The organism is Dyella psychrodurans (assembly GCF_003363265.1).
Lineage (GTDB): Bacteria > Pseudomonadota > Gammaproteobacteria > Xanthomonadales > Rhodanobacteraceae > Dyella_B > Dyella_B psychrodurans.
This window is the reverse complement of the sequence record NZ_QRBF01000001.1, coordinates 864,354-876,513: the sequence shown is the minus strand read 5'-3', so window position 1 is coordinate 876,513 and position 12,160 is coordinate 864,354. Positions and strand designations below refer to the sequence as shown.

The 12,160-nt window shown below is 61.3% G+C and carries 11 protein-coding genes; all 11 read left to right on the top strand.

Going from position 1 to position 12,160, the window contains the following annotated elements; genetic code table 11:
• The first annotated feature begins 191 nt into the window (after nt 1-191).
• A complete protein-coding gene (locus tag DWU99_RS04065; protein WP_115476702.1) occupies nt 192-683 on the top strand; it encodes a hypothetical protein in 492 nt (163 codons plus the stop codon).
• A gap of 11 nt (nt 684-694) precedes the next feature.
• The gene (locus DWU99_RS04060; RefSeq protein ID WP_115477180.1) at nt 695-3,268 is read left to right on the top strand and encodes a putative bifunctional diguanylate cyclase/phosphodiesterase; all 2,574 of its coding nucleotides are present in this window, start codon (nt 695-697) and stop codon (nt 3,266-3,268) included.
• Between the two features lie 144 nt (nt 3,269-3,412).
• Nucleotides 3,413-4,009 carry an RNA polymerase sigma factor RpoE gene (rpoE, locus tag DWU99_RS04055; protein WP_115476701.1) on the top strand — a complete coding sequence of 199 codons (597 nt, stop codon included), beginning with the start codon at nt 3,413-3,415 and terminating at the stop codon, nt 4,007-4,009.
• The gene (locus DWU99_RS04050; protein WP_115476700.1) at nt 4,006-4,695 is read left to right on the top strand and encodes a sigma-E factor negative regulatory protein; all 690 of its coding nucleotides are present in this window, start codon (nt 4,006-4,008) and stop codon (nt 4,693-4,695) included. Before rpoE ends, DWU99_RS04050 begins: the two co-directional genes overlap by 4 nt.
• Nucleotides 4,696-4,815: 120 nt before the next feature.
• Nucleotides 4,816-6,282 (top strand): DegQ family serine endoprotease, encoded by a 1,467-nt coding sequence (locus DWU99_RS04045; protein WP_115476699.1) that lies wholly within the window; start codon nt 4,816-4,818, stop codon nt 6,280-6,282.
• Nucleotides 6,283-6,443: 161 nt separating this feature from the next.
• Nucleotides 6,444-8,234 carry a translation elongation factor 4 gene (gene lepA / locus DWU99_RS04040; RefSeq protein WP_115476698.1) on the top strand — a complete coding sequence of 597 codons (1,791 nt, stop codon included), beginning with the start codon at nt 6,444-6,446 and terminating at the stop codon, nt 8,232-8,234.
• Nucleotides 8,235-8,256: 22 nt separating this feature from the next.
• The gene (gene lepB, locus DWU99_RS04035) at nt 8,257-9,153 is read left to right on the top strand and encodes a signal peptidase I (RefSeq protein ID WP_115476697.1); all 897 of its coding nucleotides are present in this window, start codon (nt 8,257-8,259) and stop codon (nt 9,151-9,153) included.
• 132 nt (nt 9,154-9,285) lie between these two features.
• The gene (locus tag DWU99_RS04030) at nt 9,286-9,672 is read left to right on the top strand and encodes a DUF4845 domain-containing protein (RefSeq protein ID WP_115476696.1); all 387 of its coding nucleotides are present in this window, start codon (nt 9,286-9,288) and stop codon (nt 9,670-9,672) included.
• Between the two features lie 2 nt (nt 9,673-9,674).
• Complete coding sequence (rnc, locus tag DWU99_RS04025) at nt 9,675-10,334, top strand: ribonuclease III (RefSeq protein WP_115476695.1); 660 nt, start codon at nt 9,675-9,677, stop codon at nt 10,332-10,334.
• Between the two features lie 141 nt (nt 10,335-10,475).
• On the top strand, nt 10,476-11,417 hold the full coding sequence (gene era / locus DWU99_RS04020; RefSeq protein WP_115476694.1) for a GTPase Era: 942 nt from the start codon (nt 10,476-10,478) through the stop codon (nt 11,415-11,417).
• 31 nt (nt 11,418-11,448) lie between these two features.
• A complete protein-coding gene (gene recO / locus DWU99_RS04015) occupies nt 11,449-12,159 on the top strand; it encodes a DNA repair protein RecO (protein ID WP_115476693.1) in 711 nt (236 codons plus the stop codon).
• Nucleotide 12,160 lies beyond the last annotated feature (1 nt).

Sequence of the window (12,160 nt, the reverse complement as noted above, 5' to 3'; positions counted from 1 at the left end):
GACCGAAGGGCTGACAGGTGGTAGCGCGGTTACGTGGACGATGAAGACGGCCTCCCAGCCCAGAAAAGGCGTTTATGCCGCATTGCGGCAACCGGGGTGTAGCGTGCGTCACGCCACGGCAATCCGGCTATTGCGATTCCCGCGCCAGCGCGTAACTCTAGCCCCACGCTACGACTTTCCCACGGGCCGCTATGCCTCCCTTGATGGCTCCTGCGCCGCTTGCCGGCAGCGATATCTACGAGCGCATCCTGACTGCGCCCGGTGGGCTGGTCGTGCTCGAAGACACCGACAGCGAGCCGTTGATCGAACAGTTTCGGACGATTTCCCGGCACAACGGCCAGTCGGTTTACCTCTGGGAGCCTGAAAAAGGCATGGGCAATCTGCGAGAGGCGCACGCAGCCATTCCGGGCTCGCAGCGGCTGGGTAATGCGTTGCGCTATATCCAGCAGAGCATTCATTTCGGCATTTACTTGATATCGCCGTTTCCCTTGCCGTTGTCCGCGATGGATAGCGCATTGTTGCGACAACTGGCGCGCGCGCCGTCCGGACACGTCCGCCGTATCGTCCTGCTGAATGCGGCCCCCGCATTAATCTCCAGCTTCGACGATATTGCCGTGCGCCTCAGCGGTCTTGCGCCGGCGACCCAGCGTCCCCGGCTGCGTGACGGGCGCTGGCTGTTGTGACGGCCTCGACGTTGCAAGCCGGTATCTTGCTGGTGGCGTCCCAGCGCGAGTTGCGGCGCGAGCTGTTTGATACGCTCGACAAAGAAGGGCATCCGCCGATTCACTCCGCGCGCGACACCACGCACGCGGCGATTTTGCTGGAGGGGCGCGAGCCACTGGCGTTGATCGTGCTCGTCGTCGAAGGCGATGGGCGGTCGAGCCTGACGCTGTGCGAACAGTTGAGGCTGCTCCCGCCGTGCGCCGATGCGCCGGTCATTGCCGTACTGGTCGACGAGGCGACCATCAAGCCAACGCAGCTGCCTCCCATGATCGGCGGTTGGCTTTATGCCTCGCAGATCGGTACCGAGCTGATCGCACGCTGGCAACAACTGCGAAGCGGCGAAAAGCCCAGAGATGCGGAAAAGATATCGAACGTATCCCAAGCGTTGCCGCTTGCGGCAGCGGGTGGCGACTATCGTTTCGTTTTCGAAGACGGCGAGGGCGATTGGCTGATCGTCGATCCGTATGCGGAACGCGTCATCGAGGCGAGTCCGGCCTATATGCGACACAGTGGCCTGGCTAACAGCGTGTTGACCAGCTTGACGTTACACGAAGTGCTTTCTTTCGAAAGCGTCAGCATGGAAAAGGCGTTTGCAGATGGCGATCGACACTGGCTCGCCTGCCAGCGCAAGTCGATCCGTGGACACGACACGGGTGAAGCGAGTGTTCGCCGCGTGCATCACGGCGGCCGCGATCTGGCTGCGCTACATTTTCGCAGCAATCGCGCCGGGGTACGCCCAACGGTAGCCTTGATGCTGCTCGCGCGCTTGTTCAGTGGCACGCACGACGACGCAGGGGTCTTGGAAGCGGCCCAGCTTCTGCTTGATGAAATGAGCCTGGATTATCTGGCTGTCTGGTCCGCACGCCCGGAAGAAAGCAGCGTGCCGACACAGGTCGTGCAGCGATGGCGCGGTGACGAGCAAGTCTGGCCCGGGCCGCAGTTGCAGAGTTCGCTGCGCCTTGTGCTGAGCGGTCGCACCTTGATGCATCCGCACGATGCGCGGCGGCTTGCCGATGTGGATCCGCTGATCGGCCAGCTTGGCTTGCGCGGCTTCGTGGGCTTGCCGCTCCTTGACGAGCGCTATAGCGTGCTTGGTGCGTTGCTGGCGGGTAGTCGCAGTCCATTCGGCGAGCCGGAGATCGTCGAGCCCGTGCTTCGCTGCGCGGCAGCGCATTTCGCGCACACGCTCGAGTTGCGGCGCACGCGTGAGCAAGGTCGTGCAGAAGGTCTGCTGGACGCTCTTACCGGGCTGCCCAATCGCCTGCTGTTCAACGATCGCCTCGACACCATCATCCGCGAAGCGAATCGCACGGGCGAAACATTCGCCGTGCTGTTCGTGGACCTCGACCGTTTCAAGTTCATCAACGACACGCTCGGTCATGCCGTCGGCGACCAAGTTTTGGTGGCCGTCACGCAACGACTTCGCAGCAGCGTGCGCGCCTCCGATACCGTGGCCCGTTATGCCGGCGACGAATTCACGATCGTGCTCAGGCATATCGTGAAGACCGACGACGTGTTGCGCGTCGCGGAAAAGATCGTGCAGCTGATGGATGCGCCGCTGCATCTGGACGATGGTCCGGAATTGCAGGTGACGGCATCCATCGGCATCAGTTTCTTTCCGGAGGACGCACCGGATGCCGAAACCTTGCTCAAGCATGCAGACGAGGCGATGTATGCGGCCAAGAGTCTGGGGCGCAACAACTACCGTGTCTACGACGTCAGCCCTGCGCAGGAGCAGCAGAACGCCGCGTTGAAGGCGCGGCTTCGCCATGCGGAAGGTAACGGCGAATTGCGCGTTTTCTATCAACCGCAGATCAACGCGGGAACGGAAGACATCGTCGGCATGGAAGCGTTGCTGCGATGGGAACACCCGGAACTGGGCAACATCGGTCCCGGCTTTTTCATTCCGCTCGCGGAGGAAACCGGCCTCATCGTTTCGATCGGAGAATGGGTGCTGCGCACGGCATGCAAGCAAGCCAAGGCATGGGAAGAGCGCTTCGGCCTGGGTTTGCGACTGGGCGTCAACCTTTCGGCCGTACAGCTGATGCAGCCCGATCTTTCGGAAATCGTGGCCTCCGTTTTGGAAGAAACGGGACTCGATCCCGGGTTGCTGGAAATGGAGGTCACCGAGAGCATCAGCATCAAGGCGGCCCCCAACCTGATGGAAAACATGCAGAAGCTGCATCGGCTGGGATGCCATATCGCCATCGACGATTTTGGCACGGGCGCCGCATCGCTCGACTACCTGCGCAAGCTGCCCGCCGATCGAATCAAGATCGACCAGAGCTTCGTGCGCAATATCGGTGTCGACCCCGACGACGAAGCGATCGTGCGCGCGACCATCGAAATGGCGCATCGATTGAAGCGCGGCGTGGTGGCCGAAGGCGTGGAAATCGAACAGCACTTGCAATTCCTGCGCGCCAACCACTGCGATGAGCTGCAGGGATATCTGTTCTGCCGCCCGCTACCCCAGGCGAGCTTCGAACGCCTGCTGGCCGAGCGTGAGCGCTTGCTGTCTGGCGTGCAGGACAAATTGCAGGCTTGAGCCCCATCGGGGCGTCCCTATCTTAAAATTGTCCCATGGGCTCAGTGTTCGTGCTGAACTTGCCGACACCGCGCGGGTCAGAGCAGATCACCCATTCGCTGGACGGCTTCCTGGAATGGTGCGGCAACGAAGGAGACGGCCCGGATGGGCGATAACGAACTCGATAGTGCGCTGGTTGAGCGTGTACAAAATGGGGACAAGCGCGCTTTCGACTTGCTGGTTCGCAAATACCAGCACAAGGTCATTGGCCTTATTTCCCGCTATGTGCACAACCAAGCCGAGTGCGAAGACGTGGCCCAGGAGGCCTTTATCCGCGCATGGCGGGCCATTGGCTCGTTCCGCGGGGAGAGTGCTTTCTATACCTGGATGTACAAAATTGCGGTGAACACGGCCAAGAACCACCTTGTTGCGATGGGGCGGCGCCCCCCGACGGACGATATCTCCGTGGAAGATGCGGTTTTCGTGCCAGGCGCCGACCGCATGCAGGAGGGGGCCACCCCCGAACGCGAATTAATGCGCCAGGAAATTGAACAAACCGTGTTCGCCACTGTCCAAGCCTTGCCCGAGGAGCTGCGGACAGCCATCACGCTGCGTGAAGTGGAAGGCCTCAGCTATGAAGAGATTGCCGAAGCCATGGGCTGCCCGATCGGAACGGTGCGTTCGCGCATCTTCCGGGCACGTGAGGCGATCGATGAGAAGTTGCGGCCACTGCTATCAGACCGCGAGGATCGAATGTCATGACTGAAGCCAATATGGAAACCCTCTCTGCTGCGATGGACGGCGAGTTGTCGAGGGAAGAGCTGCGCTTTTTGCTGCGCAGGCTCGATCACGACGCCTCTTTGCTCCAAGTCTGGACTCGCTATCACGTCGGTGCTGACGGCCTGCGACACCAGTTGCCCGCCATGGCCAGCGCCGGCTTCGCATCGCGCGTGATGCAGCTGATCGAAGCCGAGCAGCCCGCTGCCGCGGCGATTCCGAAACGCCGCGATTGGCTGCGCCTGTCGGTGGGCGGTGCGATCGCTGCAAGCGTTGCCGTCGCCGCGCTGATGGTTTCGCAACCGACGGCCACCGACCCCAGCCGGCCTGCATCGCTGACTGCGAAAGTGGCGCCGCGCGCTGTTCCTGCATCCAACACTCCGGTGGCTGCAGCCGAAGCTCGCACCAGCACCATGCTGGCGGCGGTGCCGCCGTCGCTGAGCTTGTACCCGGCCTCCGGACTCAGCCAGCGCGCCTCGGTCACCTTGGGCGATCCTTCGGACAACCCGTTGTTCCAGCGCTACCCGGCAGATAGCCAGCGTTATTTCATGAATGGCTACCGGACATTGAACAATCACGACGGCAGCTACCTGCTGCTGATCGATACCCCGCAGGCAAACGCGGCGGCGCAATACCAGGCTCCGGCCTATCAGGGAGCGGCGGGGCGCTGAGCTCCGCCACCTCCGGCCCACGGCCGCGAGCGCTTCCTGTTTTCTTCACTGTGCCTTCTCCCGTTCCATCTTATGAGCCTGGGCGGGAGTAGGCGCGCCCAGAACCGAGAGGAGGAACCCATGAGTCATCACCGTCTCGTCAGCAGCCTTCTGTGCTGCGCACTCGCCATGGGGCTGGCAGGGCCCGGCATGGCGTGGGCGCAGACCGCCCCGGCTGCTGCTGCCTTGCCGGATTTCACAGGCATCGTGCAGAAGAACGCCCCGGCTGTTGTCCATGTGGAGGCCAAGTACACCGGCCGCCGTCCCAAGGGGGCTGGTGCCACGCCGCTGCAAGGCCCCGATGCGGATCAAATGGAAATCTTCCGCCGCTTCTTCGGCATGCCGATGATGCCGTCGCCCGAAGAACAGGCGCACACGTCGCTGGGTTCAGGCTTCATCATTTCCAGCGATGGCTACATCCTTACGAATAACCACGTCGTTGATCATGCCGATACCGTGACCGTGCGCTTGCAGGACCGCCGCACGCTGACCGCCAAGGTAGTCGGCACGGATCCGACTTATGACATCGCGCTCCTAAAAGTTAGCGCGGGCGGCAACCTGCCGACGGTGAGCATCGGCGATTCGCGTTTGCTAAAGCCAGGTCAGTGGGTGCTGGCAATCGGCTCGCCGTTCGGATTCGATTACACCGTCACGCAAGGCATTGTCAGTGCCGTGGGCCGCAGCCTCGGGGCGGGAGATCAGCCGAGCACGTCGTTCATCCAGACGGATGTGCCGATCAACCGCGGCAATTCCGGTGGCCCGCTGTTCAATCTGCAGGGCCAGGTGGTCGGCATCAACTCGCAGATCTATTCGGATACGGGTGGTTATCAGGGCGTCGCGTTCTCGATTCCCATCGATGTGGCGATGAACGTCGTCGATCAACTCAAAACGAAAGGTTATGTCACGCGCGGCGAACTGGGCGTGATGATCAAGCCAGTCGATGACGATGTGGTCAAGGCACTCAAGCTCGATAGCGCGAAGGGTGCCATCGTCGTGAGTGTTTCGCCTGGCAGCGCGGCGCAGAAGGCGGGATTGCAGTCTGGTGACATCATCCTGGCCTTCAATGATCGCCCGATCGAGCAAGGTTCCGACTTGCCACCGCTGGTCGCGATGACCAAGCCCGGCACGACGGTGCCGGTGCAAATCCTGCGCGATGGCCGCGATAAGACGATTCAGGTGACCATTGGCACCATGCCGCGCGACGGGAAGGCACTTTCTCCCGGAAGCAAGCCTGCTCCGAGCTCGGGTGCCGATGCCCTCGGATTGAGCGTTCAGAACCTGGATCAGGCGACGCGCAGTCAAATGGGCCTTCAGGCGGGCGAGGGCGTAGGGGTCGCCGATGTGACCGGCCCCGTCGCGGCGCAAGCCGGGCTGCAGCCTGGCGACGTGATTCTGATGGTGAATCAGAAGAAGGTCGGCAGTGTTGAGGCGTTCCGGGCTGCGACAGCTGGTGTGAAGCCCGGCGACACCCTGCTATTGCTGGTGCGTCGTGGCGATTCGAGCAATTTCATCGCCCTGACGGTTCCGACTGCCGATCAGAACGGCTGAGCCGGCTCAAAGGCCTGCTCCCGGAAGCAGGCCTTTAATTTGCGGACTCGTGCGTACAGTGTGGTTTCTCAATCCATGCGATAATGAGCGGCTAATGTCGCCATCCCGGCGATAGCCAGCCTTTTGCATCGCGCGAGGCGGTGAAGCTGACAGCGTACTCCATGGAACTGATCCGCAATTTCTCCATCATCGCCCACATCGATCACGGCAAGTCCACACTTGCGGACCGCATCATCCAGATCTGCGGCGGTTTGGCCGAGCGCGAGATGGAAGCCCAGGTGCTGGACAGCAACCCGATCGAGCGCGAACGTGGCATCACCATCAAGGCGCAGTCGGTGTCTTTGCCGTACACGGCGAGGAACGGCAAGACCTATCAGCTCAATTTCATCGATACCCCGGGTCACGTCGACTTTTCCTACGAAGTGAGCCGTTCGCTTGCCGCGTGCGAAGGTGCGCTGCTGGTGGTCGATGCGGCGCAGGGCGTCGAAGCCCAGTCCGTGGCCAATTGCTACACGGCGGTGGAGCAGGGGCTGGAAGTGGTGCCGGTGCTCAACAAGATCGATCTGCCCACGGCCGATCCGGAAAAGGTGAAGGGCGAGATCGAGGCGGTGATCGGTATCGATGCCACGGATGCCGTCGCGGTCAGCGCCAAGACCGGTCAGAACGTGATCGAGGTGCTCGAGGCCATCGTCGCGCGCATTCCGCCGCCGAAGCCGCGCGATACCGATCGCCTGCAGGCCTTGATCATCGACTCCTGGTTCGACAACTACCTGGGCGTGGTGTCGCTGGTGCGCGTCATGCAAGGCGAAATCAAGCCGGGCGACAAACTGCAGGTGATGTCCACCGGCCGCGCCCACGAAGTGAGCGAAGTGGGCGTATTCACGCCCAAGCGCAAAAAACTCGACAAGCTCGCCGCCGGTGAAGTGGGCTGGATCACGGCGGCCATCAAGGATGTGCACGGCGCCCCCGTAGGCGACACGCTGACGCACGCCGGCAAGCCCGCCCCGCATCCGCTGCCTGGCTTCCAGACCATGCAGCCGCGCGTTTTCGCGGGATTGTTCCCGGTTTCCGCCGACGATTACCCTGCCTTGCGCGAAGCGCTGGACAAGCTGCGCCTCAACGACGCCGCGCTCTTCTTCGAGCCAGAAAGTTCCGAGGCGATGGGCTTTGGTTTTCGCTGCGGCTTCCTGGGCATGCTGCACATGGAAATCGTGCAGGAGCGCCTGGAGCGCGAATACGATCTCAACCTGATCACCACCGCGCCGACCGTGGTCTACGAGATCCTCAAGACCGACGGCACGATCATGGAGCTGGATAATCCCGCGCGGCTTCCGCCATCGCCGCAAATCGAGGAGATCCGCGAGCCGATCATCGTGGCCAGCATCCTCACGCCGCCGGATTACATCGGCAACATCATCACGCTCTGCGAAGAGAAGCGCGGCGTGCAGCGTTCGATCCAATATCTCGCCACCCAGGTGCAGATCAGCTACGAGCTTCCGCTGGCTGAAGTGGTGCTCGATTTCTTCGATAAACTGAAATCGGTCTCGCGCGGCTATGCATCAATGGATTATCACCTCGAACGATTCGAGGCGGGTCCGTTTGTGCGTGTCGATGTGCTGATCAACGGCGATCGCGTCGACGCGCTCAGCCTGATCGTTCATCGCAGTCACGCCGATCGTCGCGGACGCGACTTGGTCGAGCGCATGAAGGACCTCATTCCGCGCCAGCAGTTCGATGTCGCGATTCAGGCGGCGATCGGCGCGCAGGTCATTGCGCGTTCGACGGTGAAAGCATTGCGCAAGAACGTTCTGGCGAAGTGCTATGGCGGCGACGTCTCGCGCAAGAAAAAGCTTCTGGAGAAGCAGAAAGAAGGCAAGAAGCGCATGAAGCAGGTCGGTCGGGTTGAGATTCCGCAGGAAGCCTTCCTTGCCGTGCTCAAAGTAGATAAATAAAAGCAGGCTTTGGAGTCATTGCATGGATTTTGATTTTTCAGCAATTCTGCTTGCACTCACCGTTGTGTTCGGTGTGGTGTGGGGCCTTGATCGCTTGTTTTTCTACAAGAAGCGCGCGGCGCGTTTTGCCGCGTCGGGCGAGGAATACCGCGATCCCGCTCCGGTGGACTGGGCGCGTTCGCTCTTCCCGGTGATTTTTGTGGTGCTGCTGCTTCGCTCGTTCGTGGCGGAGCCGTTTCGCATTCCGTCAGGCTCGATGATGCCGACGCTGGATGTCGGCGATTTCATCCTCGTCAACAAATTCGCCTATGGCCTGCGCCTGCCGGCTTTCAACAACAAGGTCCTCAGCGTCGGCGAGCCCAAGCGCGGTGACGTGATCGTTTTCCGTTTCCCGGGATACATTTGCCAGGACCAGAACGGCAATACGGTCCGCAGCGGCGATGTGACCTGTGCCGACCCGCAAGCACCTGTGCCGAGCCAGAATTGGATCAAGCGCATCATTGGCTTGCCTGGCGACACGATCGAGGTGCACAACAGCCAGATCGTCATCAACGGCAAACCGGTTGTGGATACGGAGCTGGGTCCGTTCCAGGGCAACCCGAGCCGGCCGGAAGACAATTACCTGCTGTACAACAACGGTACCGTATGGAGCGAGCAACTGGGGTCGGTCACGCACCAGATTGCGCGCATCCCATCCTTGCAGACCCCGTCCATTCCCAATCCGAGTGTGCCTTCCGTGGTGCCTCCGAACTGCTACATCGTGATGGGCGACGACCGCGAAAACAGCCAGGACAGCCGCTGGTGGGGGTGCATGCCGGAGCAGAATCTTGTGGGCAAGGCCTTCGTGATCTGGCTCAGCTGGAAGGGTCTGCACACCGGCGGGGTGGATTTCCACCGGATCGGTACGGTCATCCGCTGAGGGGCTGGAACGCTGACGGCGGCGAAATCGTGAACATGTCGCTGGCGATGAGCGCTGCGAGCGGGCAAAGTATGCTCCGGCGGTTGGGTTTGAATCAGGGCGGGGCCGCATCTGCGGCATAGCGAGGGGACTATGAAGTCGAAGCAATCGGGCATCACCCTTATCGGGTTTCTGGTCGTATTGGCGGTTGTCGGTTTTTTTGCCTTCATGGCTATGAAGCTGGTGCCGTCGTACAACGAATACTTTGGTGTCGTAAAGGCAATGAACCAGATCGGAAGCGAGGGGGTCGAGGGCAAGACGCTCGATGACGTTCGCCGCGAACTGATGTTCAAGTTGAACTTCCAATATGTCGATGACGCCACGATTCATCCCAGCGATATCAACTTCCAGCAAGGCGCCAGCGGCAACGAATTGCACGTGTCGTACGACAAGGATGTTCCCTTCTTGTACAACATCGATTTCCTTCTCCACTTCGACAAGAGCGTGCCCGTACAAGGCAATGTCGCTCCTCCGCAGTAACAGTGGAATTGATCTACCGTTTCCGCGATACCACGCTCGCCACGCTCGCTTTGACCCATCGCAGCGCGGGCAAGCCCAACAACGAGCGCATGGAGTTCCTGGGTGATGCCCTGCTCGGCGCGATCGTTGCCGAGATGCTGTACGAAACGCATCCGAAAGCCACCGAGGGCGAGATGTCGCGTTTGCGCGCGCAGCTGGTCAACGGGCAGGCGCTCGCCGACGTAGCGCGCCAACTGGAACTCGGCGATCGCCTCAAGCTTGGCTCCGGTGAACTCAAAAGCGGTGGATTTCGACGCGATTCGATACTCGCCGATGCCTTCGAAGCGCTAGTCGCCGCGGTTTACCTGGACGGTGGTTTCGAGGCCTGCAGGGACACGGTGCGCGGGCTGTTCGCCGATCGCGTGGCGGCCTTGCCGCGCTCTTCCAAGGACGCCAAGACCCGGCTGCAGGAGTGGCTGCAGGCGCAAGGCTGGCCCTTGCCCCAATACGAACTGGTTGGGGCGCAGGGTGAAGATCATGCACGGATTTTCGACGTGAATTGCGTCGTCATGGAGCCGCTTGCCATCACGGCCATGGGACGCGGCAGTAGCCGGCGGCTTGCCGAGCAAGATGCTGCCGAGACCGTGCTTGCTCGTTTGCTGGATGCCAAGGAAGCGCCCTGATATACGCACGAGCGTCCGCGTTTAGGTCGTCGCGGCGTCTTTTAACCTCTTTCTCACCACCCGTTGCCTGCCTTTTTCCAGTGGCGTTCGTCAACGCGTGGCGCCATGCTTATACCTGTCTATGAAGAGTACCCGTCTGCCATGAATGACGAACGCGAAGGCGACGATATCGCCGAGAACGAATTGCCCCATCCGGATTTCCGGTGCGGATTCGTGGCCTTGGCCGGCCGGCCGAATGTCGGCAAGTCGACCTTGCTCAATGCGCTGATCGGCTTTCGGCTATCCATTGTCAGCCCGCGGCCGCAGACGACGCGCCATCGCATTCTTGGCATTGCGACCAGCGAAGCGGGGCAGATTCTGTACGTGGATACGCCGGGCTTGCATCGCGGCGCCAAGCGCGCGATGAACCGTAGCCTCAATCGAGCCGTTCGTTCGGCCATCAGCGAAGTCGAGCTTGCCGCGCAGGTTATCGAGGCCGGTCGTTGGACGGATGAAGACGAAGCGCTTTACGAAGCGTTGGCGGAGCAGAAGATTCCGCGCCTGTTGGTGATCAACAAGGTCGATCTGAGCAAGGACAAGACCGCCTTGCTGCCGTTTGTCGCCGAATTGACCGGCAAGCACCACTTCGAGTCGGTGCATTACGTGAGTGCCCTCAAGCGCAAAGGTCTCGATGCGCTGACCAGCGATATTCTGGCGCGTCTGCCGGTGCGTGCGCCGGTATTTGGCGAAGACGAAATCACCGACCGAAGTGAGCGCTTTCTCGCTGCCGAGATGGTGCGCGAACAATTGATGTTGCGTCTGGATGAGGAGTTGCCTTACGCCACGACCGTCGAGATCGAACAATTCAAGGACCGTCCGGATGGCCTGGCCGAAATCCATGCCGTCATCTGGGTCGAGCGCGAAGGGCAGAAAGCCATCGTGATCGGGCAGGGCGGCGCACAGCTGAAGGCCATCGGTACTTCCGCACGCCGTCACATGGAGCGCATGTTCGATCGCAAGGTGTTTCTGCGACTCTGGGTGAAAGTGCGCGAAGGTTGGGTGGATGACGAGGCCATGCTCAAGCAGTTCGGTTACACCGATTGATGCGTATTGCGGCAGACTGAGCTGACTTGCCATGCTCCTCGAACAGCAGCCGGCGTACGTGCTTCACACGCGCCCCTATCGGGAAACCTCGCTGCTGCTCGAATGTCTCACCCGCGATCATGGGCGTATCGGTGTCGTCGCGCGTGGCGTACGTAGCCAGCGTGGTCGACTGCAGCGGTCGCAGCTTGAGCCGTTCCAGGCGCTGACGCTGGATTTGCAGCTACGCGGCGAGCTTGCCACGCTGCGAAGCGCTGAATCCGTGGGCGCGCCGTTGCGCTTGTCGGGGGATGCGGGGGTTGCAGGCCTTTACCTCAACGAACTGGTTGTCCGTCTGACCGAGCGGCAGGATCCGCATCCGTCGCTTTACACGGCGTACTCACAAGCACTTTCCAGGCTCTCCATCGGCGAATCGCTAGGATGGCAGCTGCGTCGTTTTGAGCGCGATTTGCTGGGGTCTCTCGGTTACGCCTTGCAATTGGTCGACGATGCGGACAACGGTGAACCGCTGCACGGCGATGCACTCTATGTGTATCGGCCGGAGCACGGCCCGATACGGTGCAGCGTGAACGATCCCAACGCCGTACGCGGCGGCGATCTGCTGTCGCTGCACGAAGACCGCATGCCGGATGCGCAGGGATTGCACGCCTTGCGCGGCATGATGCGCGAATTGATCCGGTTCCATCTCGGCGGCGTCGAGCTTCGGGCGTGGCGCGTATTGCGTGGAGCGCTCGCTCGCCGTTGAA

Bases quoted from the DNA above. Each gene is read 5' to 3' on its own strand.
- DWU99_RS04030 (WP_115476696.1), top strand. From the start codon at position 9,286: ATGAAGTCGAAGCAATCGGGCATCACCCTTATCGGGTTTCTGGTCGTA.
- recO (WP_115476693.1), top strand. From the start codon at position 11,449: ATGCTCCTCGAACAGCAGCCGGCGTACGTGCTTCACACGCGCCCCTAT.
- DWU99_RS04065 (WP_115476702.1), top strand. From the start codon at position 192: ATGCCTCCCTTGATGGCTCCTGCGCCGCTTGCCGGCAGCGATATCTAC.
- lepA (WP_115476698.1), top strand. From the start codon at position 6,444: ATGGAACTGATCCGCAATTTCTCCATCATCGCCCACATCGATCACGGC.
- era (WP_115476694.1), top strand. From the start codon at position 10,476: ATGAATGACGAACGCGAAGGCGACGATATCGCCGAGAACGAATTGCCC.
- rpoE (WP_115476701.1), top strand. From the start codon at position 3,413: ATGGGCGATAACGAACTCGATAGTGCGCTGGTTGAGCGTGTACAAAAT.
- lepB (WP_115476697.1), top strand. From the start codon at position 8,257: ATGGATTTTGATTTTTCAGCAATTCTGCTTGCACTCACCGTTGTGTTC.
- DWU99_RS04050 (WP_115476700.1), top strand. From the start codon at position 4,006: ATGACTGAAGCCAATATGGAAACCCTCTCTGCTGCGATGGACGGCGAG.
- DWU99_RS04045 (WP_115476699.1), top strand. From the start codon at position 4,816: ATGAGTCATCACCGTCTCGTCAGCAGCCTTCTGTGCTGCGCACTCGCC.